The organism is Cellulosimicrobium funkei (assembly GCF_001019615.1).
In the GTDB taxonomy this organism is placed as follows: domain Bacteria; phylum Actinomycetota; class Actinomycetes; order Actinomycetales; family Cellulomonadaceae; genus Cellulosimicrobium; species Cellulosimicrobium cellulans_E.
Genome location: NZ_JNBQ01000008.1, coordinates 57,566 through 72,670 on the forward strand (window position 1 = coordinate 57,566; position 15,105 = coordinate 72,670).

The following is a 15,105-nucleotide window of genomic DNA, read 5'->3' on the forward strand; positions in this document are numbered from 1 at the left end:
GACGGACCATCGGATGACCGACCACGCCGACACCCCGACCACGGGCGGGGTCGCAGGGGGATCGGCGGGGCGCCTCGGGCAGCAGCCGGGCGAGCAGAGCGCGGAGGTCCCGCACCCCGAGGGGGTGCGGGACCTCCGCGCGCGGATGCTCGACGTCGCGCGGTCCATGAGCGGACCAGGCCGCAGCGGGGTCGCGCGCCGGGCCGCCGTCGTCGACCTCGTGACGTCGTCCCTCCAGGACCTGTGGCGCGACGCGACCGACGGCGTCGCGGCCGACGGGATCGCGCTCGCCGCGGTGGGCAGCCTCGGCCGGGGCGACATGGGACCCGCGAGCGACCTCGACCTCGTCCTCGTCCACGACGGCCGCAGCCACACGGCCGACGACGTCGCACGGGTCGCCGAGCGCCTGTGGTACCCGCTCTGGGACGCCGGGGTCGACCTCGACCACTCGGTGCGCTCGCTCTCGCAGTGCCGCCAGGTGGCGTCCAAGGACGTCCCCGCCGCCGTGGGCTGGCTCGACGTGCGCGCGGTGGCTGGCGACGCGCTCGTCGTGCACCGGGCGTCGTCCGCGGTCCTCACCGACTGGCGCTCCGCGTCGCGGCGCCGCCTGCCCGACCTGCTCTCCTCGACGCGCGAGCGTGCCGAGCGGTCCGGCGAGCTCGCCTACCTCATCGAGCCCGACCTCAAGGAGTCGCGCGGCGGGATCCGGGACGCGGTCGTGCTCTCCGCCTTGGCCGCGACGTGGCTCACGGACCGTCCGCACGGGTCGGTCGACCGCGCGCACGCGCACCTGCTGGACGTGCGCGACACCCTGCAGGTCGTCACGGGCCGGCACACGAGCCGGCTCCTGCTGGCCGACCTGGACGAGGTCGCCGCGCTGTCCGGGTTCGACGACCCCGACGAGCTGCTCGCGAGCCTCGCCGCGGCCGGCCGCGAGGTCTCCTACGCGCTCGACACGACGGTCCGCCGCGCCCGCCAAGCCCTTCAGCGCCCCTCGATCGCCCGCCGTCCCGTCCTCGTCCGCGGCCGCCGGGCGGCACCGCGGCTGCGGTCCGTCGGCGACGGGCTCGTGGAGCACGACGGCGAGCTCGTCCTCGCGGTGGACGCCCACCCCGCGTCCGACCCGCTCCTGTCGCTGCGCGCTGCCGCCACGGCCGCCCGGACGGGCCTCACGCTCTCGCCGGTCTCGGTCGCGAGCCTCGCCCAGTGCCCGCCGCTGCCCGAGCCGTGGCCGCGGGCTGCGCGGGCGGCGTTCCTCTCGCTGCTGGGCTCGGGCCAGGCCCAGGTCGCCGTGTGGGAGGCGCTCGACCTCGCCGGCGTGGTGACCACGTGGATCCCCGAGTGGGCGGGCGTGCGGAACCGTCCGCAGCGCGCCGCCGTGCACCGGCACACCGTCGACCGGCACCTCGTGGAGGTGGTGGCGCGCGCGGCCCGGGACCGCAAGGACGTCGAGCGACCGGAGCTGCTCCTGCTGTCCGCGGTGCTGCACGACATCGGCAAGCGCGCGGGCGCCGTCGACCACTCGGTCGAGGGCGCGCGGCTGGTCCCCGCGATCCTCGGCCGCATGGGGTTCGAGCCCGACGTCGTGGTCGACGTGGAGCGCCTCGTGCGGCACCACCTGACGCTGTCGCGGCTCGCGGTGAGCGAGGACCCGGACGACCCGGCGACGGTCGCCGAGCTCGCCGACGCCGTCGACCACCGGCCGGACCTCCTCCGGGTGCTGCGCGCGCTGACCGAGGCGGACGCGTCGTCCCTCGGGCCGAGCGCGTGGACCGCGTGGCGGGCGCGGCTCGTCGACGACCTGGTGGGGGAGACGCTGCGCGCGCTGGGCGCTGCGCGGAACGACGTGCCGAGAGACCCGGACGCCGCCGGGTAGGCTGGTCCCTCGCGGACGGCCCGTCCTCTGCCAGCCCGCGCCCGGCCTCGGGCGACGGCAGGCGGGAGGCCACCGCGGACGAGACTTCCGACGACTGGTGAGGATGACGCGGTGTTCAACACGCTGTCGGACCGACTGACATCGACCTTCAAGAACCTGCGTTCCAAGGGCCGGCTGTCCGAGGCGGACATCGACGCGACGATCCGGGAGATCCGGCGCGCGCTGCTCGACGCCGACGTGGCGGTCCCCGTCGTGCGCGAGTTCAGCGCGACCGTGCGCGAGCGGGCGCTCTCGTCCGAGGTCTCGGGCGCGCTCAACCCGGCGCAGCAGGTCGTGAAGATCGTCAACGAGGAGCTCGTCGGCATCCTCGGCGGCGAGAGCCGCGGGCTGCGGTTCTCGAAGACGCCGCCGACGGTCATCATGCTCGCGGGCCTCCAGGGCGCGGGCAAGACGACGCTGGCCGGGAAGCTCGCGCTGCACCTGCGCGAGCAGGGGCACACGCCGCTCCTCGTCGCCGCGGACCTCCAGCGGCCGAACGCGGTCACCCAGCTCAGCGTCGTCGCCGAGCGCGCCGGGGTCCCGGTGTTCGCCCCGCACCCGGGCAACCAGAGCGGGGTCGAGGTCGACGACGTCATCGGCGACCCCGTCGCCGTCGCGCGCGAGGGCGTCGAGACGGCGCGGCAGCGCCAGCACGACGTCGTCATCGTCGACACCGCGGGCCGCCTCGGCCTCGACGCCGTCCTCATGCAGCAGGCCTCGGACATCCGTGACGCCGTGCAGCCCGACGAGGTCCTGTTCGTCATCGACGCGATGATCGGCCAGGACGCCGTCGCGACCGCGAAGGCCTTCGAGGAGGGCGTCGACTTCACGGGCGTCGTGCTCACCAAGCTCGACGGCGACGCGCGCGGCGGCGCCGCGCTCTCCGTCCGCGGGGTCACCGGCCGCCCGATCCTCTTCGCCTCCACGGGCGAGAAGCTCACCGACTTCGAGGCGTTCCACCCGGACCGCATGGCGTCGCGCATCCTCGACATGGGTGACGTCCTCACGCTCATCGAGCAGGCCGAGAAGGCGTTCGACGCCGAGCAGGCCGCGAAGATGGCGGAGAAGGTCGCCACGGGGCAGGACTTCACGCTCGCGGACTTCCTGGTGCAGATGCAGCAGATGAAGAACATGGGCTCGATGAAGAAGATGCTCGGGATGCTCCCGGGCATGGGCCAGATGCGCGAGGCGCTCGACAACTTCGACGAGCGCGAGGTCGACCGGATCGAGGCGATCATCCGCTCGATGACCCCCGCGGAGCGCGACAACCCGAAGATCATCAACGGGTCGCGCCGCGCACGCATCGCGCGTGGCTCCGGCGTGACGACGAGCGACGTCAACCAGCTCCTGGAGCGGTTCGCGGGCGCGCAGAAGATGATGCGGCAGATGAGCCGGGGCGGCGGGATGCCGGGGATGCCGGGCATGGGCAACCTCCCGGGCATGGGCGGCAAGAAGGCGCGCGGACGCCAGGCGCCGCAGCGCAAGGTCAAGGGCAAGTCGGGCAACCCGGCGAAGCGCGCCGCGCAGGAGCGCGCGGCCGCGGCGCGGGCGGCAGGAGAGGCCACGGGTCCGGCGGCACCCGCCGGCTCGGCGTTCGGCGTGGGCCGGACCGCCGAGCCTGCACAGCCGTCGTCGGACGACCTGCAGCTCCCGCCCGGGTTCGAGAAGCTGCTCGGCCGCTGACCGGGCCGACGCCCTCGCGGCACGCCCCGTGCCCCGGGTGCGTCCCCGGGGCGCCCGGGCGCTAGGTTATGTCCGTGGCACCTGCCCGGTGCCGCCCCGCGCCCGCGAGCCGGGCCGACCGTCCTGACCGTCCTCACCCAGGAGCCGCATGTCCGCGCTGGAAGGCCCCACGCTGCACGTCCGCGGCCACGTCATCGTCGGCGACGACCGCGAGGTGGGCGACCTGTGGGTCAAGGACGGGCGGATCAGCCTCACGCGGCCGTCGGCGCAGGGCACCAACATGGTCGAGCTCGAGGGCTGGGTGCTCCCCGGCCTCGTCGACGTGCACTGCCACGTCGGGCTGGGTGCCCAGGGCGCGGTCGACGCGGCGACGGCGCAGGAACAGGCCGTCACGGACCGCGACAGCGGCGTCCTCCTCGTGCGCGACGCGGGCTCGCCGCTCGACACGCGGTGGGTCCACGGGCGGCGCGACCTGCCGCGGCTCGTGCGGGCCGGCCGGCACCTCGCCCGCCCCAAGCGCTACCTGCGCGGCTACGGACTCGAGCTCGACGACGTCGCGCAGCTCCCCGAGGCCGTGCGGCGCGAGGCGCGCCAGGGCGACGGCTGGGTGAAGATCGTGGGCGACTGGATCGACCGCGACCTCGGGGCCGAGGGCGACCTGCGGCCGTTGTGGCCCGACGACGTCCTCGCCGAGGCCGTCGCCGCCGCGCACGCCGAGGCCGCGCGCGTCACCGTGCACGCCTTCTCCGAGGAGGTGATCCCGTCCCTGCTCGCCGCGGGCGTCGACGGGATCGAGCACGGTACGGGGATCGACCCCGACCTGATGTACGAGATCTCCGAGCGTGGGGTCGCGGTCACGCCCACCCTGCTGCAGATCGGCCAGTTCGAGGCGATCGCCCGGCAGGCCGACGAGAAGTACCCGGTGTTCGCCGCGCGCATGCGACGGCTCCACGAGCGACGGCACGAGCAGGCCCGGGCGCTGTACGAGGCGGGCATCCAGATCCTCGTGGGGACGGACGCGGGCGGGACGATCGGGCACGGCCGCCTCGCGGACGAGTGCGCCGAGCTCGTCGCCGCCGGTATCCCCGACGCGGCGGTCGTCGCGGCGGCGAGCTGGCAGGGCCGGGAGTACCTCGGCTACACGTCGCTCGTCGAGGGCGCCTCCGCGGACTTCGTCGTGTACCCGCAGGACCCGCGCCAGGACGTCGGCGTCCTGCGCGCGCCGACGGCGATCGTGCTCCGCGGCGAGATCGTCGCCCCGCACGCAGGCTGAGGGGCCGCGCGCAGGTTGGTCCCGGCCGGTCCGGTCTGGCACAATGTCCCGGTACTCGGCGTGCCCCGGCCCCTCTCTCCGGCGCGTGCCGTGTCCTGAACCCCTTCCTCGTCCTGTCCCCACGGGACGGGTCCGGGTTCGCCCGAACCAGAACCAGGAGAGACCACCACTGTGGCCGTCAAGATTCGTCTGAAGCGTCTCGGCAAGATCCGTGCGCCGTACTACCGTGTCGTCGTCGCGGACTCGCGCACCAAGCGTGACGGTCGCGTGATCGAGGAGATCGGCAAGTACCACCCGACCGAGGAGCCCTCGTTCATCGAGATCACCTCGGACCGCGCCCAGTACTGGCTCGGCGTCGGCGCGCAGCCGACCGAGCAGGTGCTCGCGCTCCTCAAGATCACGGGCGACTGGCAGAAGTTCAAGGGCCTGCCCGGGGCCGAGGGCACGCTCAAGGTCAAGGGCGAGAAGGTCGACCCGGCCGCCGCGATCGAGGCCGCCGCCGCGGACGCGGAGAAGGTCAAGGCCAAGGCTGCCGAGAAGAAGACCGAGGCTCCGGCCGAGGAGCCCGCCGACACGGCCGACGAGGCCGCTGCCGACGAGCAGGCCTGATGATCGCCGAGGCGCTCGAGCACCTCGTGCGCGGCATCGTGGACAACCCGGACGACGTCCGGGTGAACGCGAAGACGCTGCGTCGCGGTGACCTGCTCGAGGTCCGGGTGCACCCGGACGACCTCGGCCGCGTGATCGGTCGTGGCGGACGCACCGCCCGTGCCCTGCGCACGGTGATCGGCGCGCTCGCGACCGACGGGCCGGTCCGCGTCGACGTCGTGGACGTCGACCGCCGCTGAGGCCCGCACATCGTGCCCCGCGAGGGGCCACGGGCAAGGCCCGGCTCGCCGACCGGCGGGCCGGGCCTTCCTGTTCCCGCCGCCCGACCAGGTGCCGGACCGGCACCACCCCGACCAGGACCACCGGAGGAGTGACGACCATGGAGCTGACCGTCGCGCGCGTCGGCAAGGCGCACGGACTGCGTGGCGAGGTCGCGCTCGACCTGCGCACCGACGACCCCGAGGAGCGCCTCGCCGTGGGCGAGCGCCTGGAGACGCGCCCCGCGACGGCGGGGCCGCTCACGGTCGGGACCGTGCGGGTGCACCAGGGGCGGTGGCTCGTCGGCTTCGAGGGCGTCCGCGACCGCACCGCCGCGGAGGCCCTGCGCGGCGTCGAGCTCGTGGTCGAGGTCGACGCGTCCGACGAGGAGGACGCGTGGTACCCGCACGAGCTCGTCGGGCTCCGCGCGGAGGACCCGGACGGCCGGACGCTCGGGCGCATCGACGGACTCGAGCACCTGCCCGCGCACGACGTCCTCGTGCTGCGCGAGACCGGGGGCGCGCGCACGCTCGTCCCGTTCGTCCGGCAGATCGTCCCGCTCGTCGACGTGGCCGGAGGCCGGGTCGTGCTCGACCCGCCGGGCGGGCTGCTCGCGTCGGACGCGGACCGGCTCGAGGTGGCGAGCCCGGACGGCGGCGAGACGTCGCGCTCCGCCGCGAGCGAGCCGGGCGATCCGCGCGACGGCGAGGGCTGACCGTGCGCATCGACGTCGTCACGATCTTCCCCGACTACCTCGCCGCGCTGGACCTGTCGCTCGTGGGCAAGGCGCGTACGGCGGGGATCCTCGACCTGCGCGTCCACGACCTGCGGGACTGGACGACGGACCGGCACCGCACCGTCGACGACACGCCGTTCGGCGGCGGGGCGGGCATGGTCATGCGCCCCGACGTATGGGGCCGCGCGATCGACGACGTGGCGGGCCTCTCGGCCGGCACGCCGGACGCGGCGGGCGCCGTGCACCTGGTCGTGCCGACGCCGTCGGGCGAGACCTTCACGCAGCGCACGGCGGAGGCGCTCGCGACCGAGGAGCACCTCGTCGTCGCCTGCGGGCGCTACGAGGGGATCGACGCGCGCGTCGCCGAGCACTACCGGTCGGCCGGGATGCGGGTCAGCGAGCTGTCGATCGGGGACTACGTCCTCAACGGGGGAGAGGTCGCCGCGCTCGTCATGGTCGAGGCGGTCGGGAGGCTGCTGCCGGGCGTCGTCGGCAATCCCGAGTCGCTCGTCGAGGAGTCGCACGGCGCCGCAGGCCTGCTCGAGTACCCCGTGTACACGAAGCCGCCGGCCTGGGACGACCTCGAGGTGCCCGACGTGCTGCTCTCGGGCCACCACGCGCGCATCCACCGCTGGCGCCGCGACCAGGCCCTGCGCCGGACCGCCGTGCGGCGGCCGGACATGGTCCGCGCGCTGGACGTCGACACGCTCGACCGGCACGACCTGGAGGTCCTCGCCGAGGCCGGGTGGTCCGTCGTCGACGGCCGCCTCGACCGCGCCGGTCACGACGCCTCCTGACCCTCCGCGGTGCGCGCTGGGGTCGGGCGCCGGGCCCGGCTGCCGCCGGTCACCGGCATGTGGCAGAATGGTCGACCGGTGTGTGCCGCCCCGGAACCTCTGCCACAGGGGAGCCCGCGCCCGGATCCTCGGGCGGACTGGCACGACGGGTCGACGACCGCGAGGTGGTCGACCGTCCGCGCGCAGCACGGCACACCCCACCGACAGACGACGACGGCCCGGCGCGCCCGGGCCACGAGCACGCGTCCGACCTGTGGCGGACGAGGAGAAGCACCATGCACACGCTGGACAGCGTCGACGCAGCATCGCTGCGCAGCGACGTCCCGGAGTTCCGCCCCGGCGACACGCTCAAGGTCAACGTCAAGGTCGTCGAGGGCAACCGCTCCCGCGTCCAGGCGTTCCAGGGCGTCGTCATCGCCCGTCAGGGCAGCGGGGTCCGCGAGACGTTCACGGTCCGCAAGATCAGCTTCGGCGTGGGTGTCGAGCGCACGTTCCCCGTGCACTCGCCGTCCATCGACTCGGTCGAGGTCGTGACGCGCGGTGACGTGCGTCGTGCCAAGCTGTACTACCTCCGCGCGCTGCGCGGCAAGAAGGCGAAGATCAAGGAGAAGCGCGACACCGCGCCCGCTCGCTGATCGGCTGTCGGCAGGTACTGCCGCTCCGCTCGCACGACGGCGGCCGTCCCCTCGGGGCGGCCGCCGTCGTCGTTCCCCGCGACACGCGGTCCGCGGGCCGGTCCCGTTTCCCGGATCACGGTCCGAGGTGGCATGGTGAACGCGTGACCGACAGCGCCCCGCCCCGCGGCCCGCATCCCGACGCCGGCACCGAGCGTGAGGCGCTCGGCCCTCGGGACGACGAGGAGTCCCCGCACGGGCAGCACCTCGCCACGTCCCGCACGGAGCGTCCGGCGCGGAAGTCGTCGCTGCTGCGCGAGACGGCGATCATCGTGGTCAGCGCGCTGGTGCTGTCGCTGCTGATCAAGACGTTCCTGGTGCAGGCGTTCTTCATCCCGAGCGCGTCGATGGAGGACACGCTGGTCGAGGGCGACCGGGTGATGGTGTCCCGGCTCGTGCCGGGCGCGTTCGACGTGCACCGGGGTGACGTCGTGGTGTTCAAGGACCCGGGCGGGTGGTTGCCGCCGCCGGTGCCGCAGGCCGAGAGCCCGGTGTCGGAGGCGGTGCGCGCGGCGCTGACGTTCGTCGGTCTGCTGCCGCAGGACACCGGCGAGCACCTGATCAAGCGGGTGATCGGCACGCCGGGCGACCACGTGGTGTGCTGCGACGCGGAGGGGCGCGTGAGCGTCAACGGGGTGTCGATCGACGAGACGTACATCAAGCCGGGCTCGATCCCCAGCCAGGACCCGTTCGACCGGACGGTGCCGGCGGACATGCTGTTCGTCATGGGTGACAACCGGCAGAACTCGGCGGACTCCCGGTACAACACGGGCAAGCCCGGGGGCGGGTTCGTGCCGATGGGCAACGTCGTGGGGACGGCGTTCGTCAAGGTCTGGCCCCTGTCCCACCTGGGCCTGCTGCGCAACCCCGGCGACGTGTTCGCCGACGTGCCCGAGGTGGAGCCGTGACGCTGGACGCGGTCGCTCCTCCCGCCGGTCCGGTGCCGGGCTCGGCGCCCGCCGCCGCCCCGGCGCGCGTGCGTCGTGCCCCTGCGCGGCGCCGCCCGGACCTCCGGCAGGAGCGCGCGATGCTGCGCGACGGTGCCCGGCTCGTCGCCGGCATGGACGAGGTCGGGCGCGGAGCGCTCGCCGGACCGGTCTCGGTGGGCGTCGTGGTCGTCGACCTCGAGACGAAGCCCTGCCCTCCTGGTCTCACCGACTCCAAGCTCCTCACCGCGGCCGCGCGGGAGGCCCTCGTGCCGCTCGCCCGCGCATGGTCCGTCGCCTGGGCCGTGGGCCACGCCGGGCCCGCCGAGATCGACGCGCACGGCATCGTCGGTGCGCTGCGCCTCGCGGGCCGCCGGGCGCTCGCCCAGGTGCGGCGCACGGTCGGCGACGTCGACGCCGTCCTCCTGGACGGCAAGCACGACTGGCTCAGCCGTCCCTCGGCGGTGGACCTCTTCGAGGCGTTCGACCTCGACCCGCACGACGACGAGCGGCTCGTCGACCCGCGGGTGCGCACGCTGGTCAAGGCGGACCTCCAGTGCGCCTCGGTCGCCGCGGCGAGCGTCCTCGCGAAGACGGAGCGCGACGGTCTCATGACCAGCCTCGCGCGGCAGTACCCCGCCTTCGGGTGGGACCAGAACAAGGGGTACGGCGCGGCGGCGCACGTCGAGGCCCTGCGCGAGCACGGCCCGACGCCGCAGCACCGCCGGTCCTGGCGGCTGCCCGAGCGGGGGGACGAGGGTCTCGACACCCCCGCGTACGGCGAGCCCGTGGACGTCCTCGAGCTCGACCCGGACGCCGCGCTGCCCACGAGCTGAGGCGGGCGCCGAGCGCTCGATGGTCCATGATGGAGGCGTGAGCGCCGAAGACCTCGAGAACTACGAGACCGAGATGGAGCTCGCGCTGTACCGCGAGTACCGCGACGTGGTGGGCCTGTTCTCGTACGTGGTGGAGACCGAACGTCGCTTCTACCTGGCGAACCAGGTGGACCTCCAGGTGCGTTCCGCCGCGGGCGAGGTGTACTTCGAGCTGCGGCTCGCCGACGCGTGGGTGTGGGACGTGTACCGGTCGGCCCGGTTCGTGAAGTCGGTGCGCGTCGTGACCTTCAAGGACGTCAACGTCGAGGAGCTCGCGAAGGCCGAGCTCCAGCTCTGAGTACGGTCCTGGCCGTCCACAGGACGGCTTCCTGACGCTCCCGTCCACAGGCGGCCGCAGTCCTCTGGCACCGCGCCCTCCCCGTCGCCCACGGTGGGCGGCGGAGGTGAGCCCATGGGAGCGAAGGACGCCGTCGGGCGGTACGGGGAGAGGGTGGCCGCGGCCCACCTGGTCGAGGCGGGATGGACCCTGCTCGACCGCAACTGGCGCGGGACGCGCGGCGAGCTCGACGTCGTCGCGCTCGACGGGGACGTGCTGGTCGCCGTCGAGGTGAAGACGCGTCGTGGCACCGGCTTCGGGCACCCCGCCCAGGCCGTGACGCCCGCGAAGCTCGGTCGCCTGCGGCGGCTCACGGGGGAGTGGCTCGCGACCCACGACGTGCGCGCGCGGTCGGTCCGCATCGACGTCGTCGCCGTGCTCGTGGCGCGGGCGGGCGCCGCGCAGGTGGAGCACCTCGTCGGGGTGAGCGCCTGATGGGCCTCGGCACGACCCGGGCCGTCGCGCTCGTCGGGCTGTCGGGCCACGTCGTCGAGGTGCAGGCGCACCTCGCGGCGTCGGTGCCCGGGTTCGTGCTCGTCGGGCTCCCGGACGCGGCGCTCAGCGAGTCGAGGGACCGCGTGCGTGCGGCCGTCACGTCGTCGGGCATCGCCTGGCCGCAGCGCAAGGTCACGATCAACCTCTCGCCCGCCGCGCTCCCCAAGTCCGGCACGGGCTTCGACCTCGCGATCGCGGTCGCGCTCCTCGCCGGCGCCCAGGTCGTCCCGGTGCGCGCCGTGGAGGACGTGGTGCACCTCGGCGAGCTGGGCCTCGACGGCCGCCTCCAGCCCGTGCGTGGCGTCCTGCCCGCGGTGGCGGCCGCCGTCGCCGCCGGGTTCGAGGAGGTCGTCGTGCCGGCGGCCGACGTCGAGGAGGCCCGGCTGGTCCCCGGCGCGCGCGTCGTGGGGGCGACCACCCTCGCGGACGTCGCCCGGCTCCACGGGGCGTCGCTCGACGACCCGGGCGGCGCCGCGTCCCCGGTCGTGGTGCCCCGGCCTGTCGCGGTACGCCCGCAGCCGGGCGACCTCGCGGACGTCGTGGGTCAGGAGGAGGCGCGGCACGCGCTCGAGGTCGCGGCGGCGGGAGGCCATCACCTCCTGCTCGTCGGGGCGCCGGGCGCGGGCAAGACGATGCTCGCGTCGCGGCTCCCCGGGATCCTGCCCGACCTCACGGAGGGCGAGGCCGTCGAGGTGACGGCCGTCCACTCGGTGGCCGGGGTGTTCGATCCCGGGACCGGGCTCGTGCGCCGTCCGCCGTACGAGGACCCGCACCACACGGCCACCCCGGCGGCGATCGTCGGGGGCGGCAGCGGCCTGCCCCGGCCCGGCGCCGCGTCGCGCGCCCATCGTGGGGTCCTCTTCCTGGACGAGGCGCCCGAGTTCGGAGCGCGCGTGCTCCAGACCCTGCGCCAGCCGCTCGAGCACGGCGAGCTCGTGATCCACCGGGCCGGCGGGACGGCGCGGTACCCCGCGCGCTTCCAGCTCGTCCTCGCGGCGAACCCGTGCCCGTGCGGCAAGGGCGTCGGCAAGGGTCTCGAGTGCACGTGCTCGCCCGTCGCGCAGCGCCGCTACTTCGGCCGGCTGTCCGGTCCGCTCCTCGACCGGGTGGACGTCCAGGTCGAGGTGCGGCCCGTCACACGGGTCGAGCGCGCGGGCGCGGGGCGGCCGGAGTCGAGCGCCGCGGTCGCGCGGCGGGTCGCCGCCGCCCGGGAGACGGCGTCCGCGCGCCTGGCGGGTACGCCGTGGCGGACGAACGCCGAGGTTCCCGGCACCTGGCTGCGCGACCGGCTCGGGCCCGACCCGGGCCTCCTGACGGACGTCGACACCGCGCTCGACCGCGGCACGCTGAGCCTGCGGGGAGCGGACCGGGTGCTGCGCCTCGCCTGGACCGTCGCCGACCTCGCCGGGCACGCCGCGCCCACGCGCGCCGACGTCGGCGCCGGGCTCGCGCTCCGGACACGGGGCTACCGTGGCTGAGCGCCGTGCGGGTCCGACGCCACCCGTGCGCCCGGCGTTCGACGTCTCTGACGACCGGCTCGCCCGGGCGGCGTGGTCACGCCTGGCGGAGCCGGGGGACGAGGTCGCGGTCGCGCTTGTCGAGCAGCTCGGGGCCTCGGGCGCGCTCGCCTGGCTCGTCGAGGCGGTGAACGACCCGGCGCGGGCCCGCCGGGAGCTCGTCGGGCTCGCGGAGTGCGCCGGCGACGACCGAGCCGGGCTGGAGCGGCTGCTCGGGGTGCCAGGGATCGGTGCAGCGGTGCCGACGGAGGACAGCGGCGCGCCGGTCCGCGACCCACGGAGCGGGCCCGTCGCGCGGCTCCTGCGCGCCGTCGCGCGCTGGGCGCCGCGGCTCGACGGCCTCGACCCCCGCCGCGAGCTCCACGTGCTGGAACGGCTCGACGGCTCGCTCGTCGTCCCGGGCGACCCGGGGTGGCCCACGGCACTCGACGACCTCGGGGCGGTCCGTCCGCTCGCGCTGTGGGTCCGTGGGTCGGACCGCCTGGCGGAGCTCGCGGCGCGGTCCGTGGCGGTGGTGGGGGCGCGCGCCTGCACGGACTACGGGCGCCACGTGACGGGGGAGATCGCCTCGGGACTCGCGGCGCGCGGGTTCACGGTCGTCTCCGGAGGGGCGTACGGCATCGACGCCGCGGCGCACCGCGCCGCGCTGGTGTCGTCCGCCCCGACGGTCGCGTTCCTCGCGGGCGGGGTGGACCGGCTCTACCCGGTCGGCAACACCGAGCTCCTCCGGGCCGTCGTGGGCACCGGCGGCGCCGTGGTGTCGGAGGTCCCGCCGGGCTCCGTGCCCAGCCGGGTCCGCTTCCTCCTGCGCAACCGGCTCATCGCGGCGTTCGCGGGTGCGACCGTGGTCGTGGAGGCGGCCTGGCGCTCCGGGTCGCTGAGCACGGCGGTGCGCGCCGCCGAGCTCTCCCGACCGGTCGGCGCCGTGCCCGGGCCGGTGACCTCCATGGCGTCGACCGGCTGCCACCGGCTCCTGCGCGACGGTGCCGCCGTGTGCGTCACCGACGCCGACGAGGTCGCGGAGCTGGCCGGGGCGCTCGCGCGGGACGCGGCACCGGCGGCGCCGGCCGCGGGGACGCGCAGGGCGCCCCGCGGCGCCGCGTACGACGGGCTCGACGCCGTCGAGACCCGGACGTGGGACGCCCTGCCGCTGCGCTCGGGCGCACCGACGGACGCGGTCGCCCGGTCGGCCGGGCTCGCCGTCTCGGAGGCCGTCGGTGCCCTCGGGCGGCTCGAGATCCGCGGCCTCGCCGAGCGGACGCCCGGCGGGTGGCGGCGCGTGCGCGCGGGGTGAGGAGGCCGGTCTGGCGCGTCACGGCGGCGGCTGGCGGAGGGCGGCGGCCGGAGCGCTTCCGGCGGGCTGAGGGGGGCGGCCGGAGCGCCTCCGGCGGTCCTGCGGTACCGCGCGCGAGACTGGGGGGGATGACCCGCTCGACCCGTCCTGACGCAGCCGCCGACGCACCACCGGGCGAGGGCCGGCCCGACTCCCTGCCGCCGGCGCTCGACACGGCGCTCGCGGACTTCGGGACGCATCTCGAGGTCGCACAGGGCTCGTCCGCGCACACGGTGCGCGCGTACACGGGCGACGTCGAGGCGCTGCTGGACCATGCCGCCCGGCACGGCGCGACGTCGCCGCAGGACGTCGACCTCGCCGCCCTGCGCGCGTGGCTGACGGAGCAGTCGGAGCGCGGGCTCGCCCGTGCGACGCTCGCGCGGCGTGGCGCGGCCGCACGGGCGTTCTTCGACTGGGCGCGCCGGACCGGACGCGTCACGGCGGACCCCGCCGCGCGCCTCGCGAGCCCGCGCGTCCCGCGCACCCTGCCGACCGTGCTCACGGCCGACGCCGCGGGACGGCTCCTCGACGCCGCCCGGGAGGCGGCGGGCGAGGGCGAGCCGGCCCGGCTGCGCGAGTGGGCCGCCGCCGAGCTGTTGTACGGTGCCGGGATCCGGGTGGGGGAGCTCGCGGGGATCGACGTGGACGACGTGGACCTGTCGCAGCGGGTCGTCCGGGTGCTCGGCAAGGGGGACAAGGAGCGGGTCGTGCCCTTCGGCGTCCCGGCGGCCCGGGCGGTGACCCGCTGGCTGGACACGGGGCGGCCGGCGCTCGTCACGGAGCGGTCGGGCGCGGCCCTCCTCGTCGGGGACCGCGGCGGTCGGTGGGGGCAGCGGCAGGTGCGCGACGTCGTGCACCGCCTCGCGCTCGCGGCTGGGGTCGACGACGTCGCCCCGCACGACCTGCGGCACAGCGCCGCGACGCACCTCCTCGCCGGCGGGTCCGACCTGCGCAGCGTGCAGGAGATCCTCGGGCACTCGTCGCTCGCGACGACGCAGCGCTACACCCACGTGACGGCCGAGCGGCTGCGCAGCTCGTTCGAGCAGGCCTTCCCGCGCGCCTGAGCCCCGGGCCGCCGTCGTCCGGTCACGGCTCCCCGAGCGGGAGCAGCACGATCGGGGGCCGCTCACCGAGCAGCGCGAGCGGGTCGACGTAGCGCTCGCCCCGACGCACGCCCCAGTGCACGCAGGCGCCCGCGCAGTGGCTCGCGACGGCCCCGCCGTCGGAGCCCTGCACGGTCCCGACGACGTCTTCCGCGGCGACGCGCGTCCCCCGGGGCACCGTGCCGGTGACCGGCTCGAGCGACGTGCGCAGGCCGTCGTCGTGCGTGACGACGACCACGTCGCGCCCCGCGACGGGACCGGCGAACGTGACGACTCCCGGCGCCGGGGCCAGGACGGGCTCCCCGGCGGTGGCGGCGAGGTCGACGCCCCGGTGACCGGGGAGCCAGCTCTGCAGCGGCGGGTCGAACGGCGCGAGCACGCCGAGCGCGTCGGGTGCTCGGTCGAGCGGCGGCACCCACTCGGCGGACGCGGCCGAGGTGACCTCGCCACGCCCGCCCGTCGTGGCGGACGCCGCCGGTGCGAGGGCGAGCAGGAGCGCGGACAGCACGAGGGCGACCGCACGTGGTCGGGTCGTCACGGGGGTACGGTCGTGAGGCATCGCGCCAGGGTGCCC

16 protein-coding genes are annotated in these 15,105 nt (G+C 75.8%); 15 read left to right on the forward strand and 1 reads right to left on the reverse strand.

Features of this window, described 5'->3' with window-relative positions; all coding sequences use genetic code 11:
* Window positions 1-13: 13 nt before the first annotated feature.
* The 15 genes from FB00_RS09360 to FB00_RS09430 all read left to right on the forward strand — a co-directional run bounded on the left by FB00_RS09360 (window position 14) and on the right by FB00_RS09430 (window position 14,492).
* A complete protein-coding gene (locus tag FB00_RS09360) occupies window positions 14-1,876 on the forward strand; it encodes a [protein-PII] uridylyltransferase (protein WP_082141164.1) in 1,863 nt (620 codons plus the stop codon).
* 111 nt (window positions 1,877-1,987) lie between these two features.
* Window positions 1,988-3,598 carry a signal recognition particle protein gene (gene ffh / locus FB00_RS09365; RefSeq protein ID WP_047232646.1) on the forward strand — a complete coding sequence of 537 codons (1,611 nt, stop codon included), beginning with the start codon at window positions 1,988-1,990 and terminating at the stop codon, window positions 3,596-3,598.
* Between the two features lie 148 nt (window positions 3,599-3,746).
* Window positions 3,747-4,871: an amidohydrolase family protein gene (locus tag FB00_RS09370; RefSeq protein WP_047232647.1), complete on the forward strand. Its 1,125-nt coding sequence runs from the start codon at window positions 3,747-3,749 to the stop codon at window positions 4,869-4,871.
* Between the two features lie 171 nt (window positions 4,872-5,042).
* Window positions 5,043-5,480 carry a 30S ribosomal protein S16 gene (gene rpsP / locus FB00_RS09375; protein ID WP_047232648.1) on the forward strand — a complete coding sequence of 146 codons (438 nt, stop codon included), beginning with the start codon at window positions 5,043-5,045 and terminating at the stop codon, window positions 5,478-5,480.
* Window positions 5,480-5,719, forward strand: a complete 240-nt coding sequence (locus FB00_RS09380; protein ID WP_024840519.1) for an RNA-binding protein — start codon at window positions 5,480-5,482, stop codon at window positions 5,717-5,719. The genes rpsP and FB00_RS09380 overlap by 1 nt, the downstream gene beginning before the upstream one ends.
* A 140-nt stretch (window positions 5,720-5,859) precedes the next feature.
* Entirely contained in the window at window positions 5,860-6,453 is a 594-nt protein-coding gene (gene rimM, locus FB00_RS09385) for a ribosome maturation factor RimM (protein WP_047232649.1), read from the forward strand.
* Between the two features lie 2 nt (window positions 6,454-6,455).
* Window positions 6,456-7,271 (forward strand): tRNA (guanosine(37)-N1)-methyltransferase TrmD, encoded by an 816-nt coding sequence (gene trmD / locus FB00_RS09390; RefSeq protein WP_047232650.1) that lies wholly within the window; start codon window positions 6,456-6,458, stop codon window positions 7,269-7,271.
* Window positions 7,272-7,546: 275 nt separating this feature from the next.
* Window positions 7,547-7,906, forward strand: a complete 360-nt coding sequence (gene rplS / locus FB00_RS09395; protein ID WP_047232651.1) for a 50S ribosomal protein L19 — start codon at window positions 7,547-7,549, stop codon at window positions 7,904-7,906.
* A gap of 143 nt (window positions 7,907-8,049) precedes the next feature.
* The gene (lepB, locus tag FB00_RS09400; protein ID WP_231581789.1) at window positions 8,050-8,853 is read left to right on the forward strand and encodes a signal peptidase I; all 804 of its coding nucleotides are present in this window, start codon (window positions 8,050-8,052) and stop codon (window positions 8,851-8,853) included.
* Window positions 8,850-9,707 carry a ribonuclease HII gene (locus FB00_RS09405; protein ID WP_369799756.1) on the forward strand — a complete coding sequence of 286 codons (858 nt, stop codon included), beginning with the start codon at window positions 8,850-8,852 and terminating at the stop codon, window positions 9,705-9,707. The genes lepB and FB00_RS09405 overlap by 4 nt, the downstream gene beginning before the upstream one ends.
* Before the next feature lie 37 nt (window positions 9,708-9,744).
* On the forward strand, window positions 9,745-10,044 hold the full coding sequence (locus FB00_RS09410) for a DUF2469 domain-containing protein (protein WP_024840525.1): 300 nt from the start codon (window positions 9,745-9,747) through the stop codon (window positions 10,042-10,044).
* A 114-nt stretch (window positions 10,045-10,158) separates the two neighbouring features.
* Window positions 10,159-10,518, forward strand: coding sequence for a YraN family protein (locus FB00_RS09415; protein WP_047232652.1), 360 nt, complete (start codon window positions 10,159-10,161; stop codon window positions 10,516-10,518).
* The gene (locus FB00_RS09420; protein WP_047232653.1) at window positions 10,518-12,056 is read left to right on the forward strand and encodes a YifB family Mg chelatase-like AAA ATPase; all 1,539 of its coding nucleotides are present in this window, start codon (window positions 10,518-10,520) and stop codon (window positions 12,054-12,056) included. Before FB00_RS09415 ends, FB00_RS09420 begins: the two co-directional genes overlap by 1 nt.
* The gene (gene dprA / locus FB00_RS09425; protein WP_047232654.1) at window positions 12,049-13,389 is read left to right on the forward strand and encodes a DNA-processing protein DprA; all 1,341 of its coding nucleotides are present in this window, start codon (window positions 12,049-12,051) and stop codon (window positions 13,387-13,389) included. Before FB00_RS09420 ends, dprA begins: the two co-directional genes overlap by 8 nt.
* Window positions 13,390-13,517: 128 nt before the next feature.
* Entirely contained in the window at window positions 13,518-14,492 is a 975-nt protein-coding gene (locus tag FB00_RS09430) for a tyrosine recombinase XerC (RefSeq protein ID WP_082141165.1), read from the forward strand.
* Window positions 14,493-14,514: 22 nt separating this feature from the next.
* Here the strand turns inward: FB00_RS09430 and FB00_RS09435 are convergent, their stop codons facing one another.
* Entirely contained in the window at window positions 14,515-15,069 is a 555-nt protein-coding gene (locus FB00_RS09435; protein ID WP_231581790.1) for a M23 family metallopeptidase, read from the reverse strand.
* Between the last annotated feature and the right edge of the window lie 36 nt (window positions 15,070-15,105).

Bases quoted from the DNA above. Each gene is read 5' to 3' on its own strand.
- rimM (WP_047232649.1), top strand. From the start codon at position 5,860: ATGGAGCTGACCGTCGCGCGCGTCGGCAAGGCGCACGGACTGCGTGGC.
- FB00_RS09360 (WP_082141164.1), top strand. From the start codon at position 14: ATGACCGACCACGCCGACACCCCGACCACGGGCGGGGTCGCAGGGGGA.
- rplS (WP_047232651.1), top strand. From the start codon at position 7,547: ATGCACACGCTGGACAGCGTCGACGCAGCATCGCTGCGCAGCGACGTC.
- FB00_RS09370 (WP_047232647.1), top strand. From the start codon at position 3,747: ATGTCCGCGCTGGAAGGCCCCACGCTGCACGTCCGCGGCCACGTCATC.
- FB00_RS09420 (WP_047232653.1), top strand. From the start codon at position 10,518: ATGGGCCTCGGCACGACCCGGGCCGTCGCGCTCGTCGGGCTGTCGGGC.
- FB00_RS09380 (WP_024840519.1), top strand. From the start codon at position 5,480: ATGATCGCCGAGGCGCTCGAGCACCTCGTGCGCGGCATCGTGGACAAC.
- FB00_RS09415 (WP_047232652.1), top strand. From the start codon at position 10,159: ATGGGAGCGAAGGACGCCGTCGGGCGGTACGGGGAGAGGGTGGCCGCG.
- FB00_RS09430 (WP_082141165.1), top strand. From the start codon at position 13,518: ATGACCCGCTCGACCCGTCCTGACGCAGCCGCCGACGCACCACCGGGC.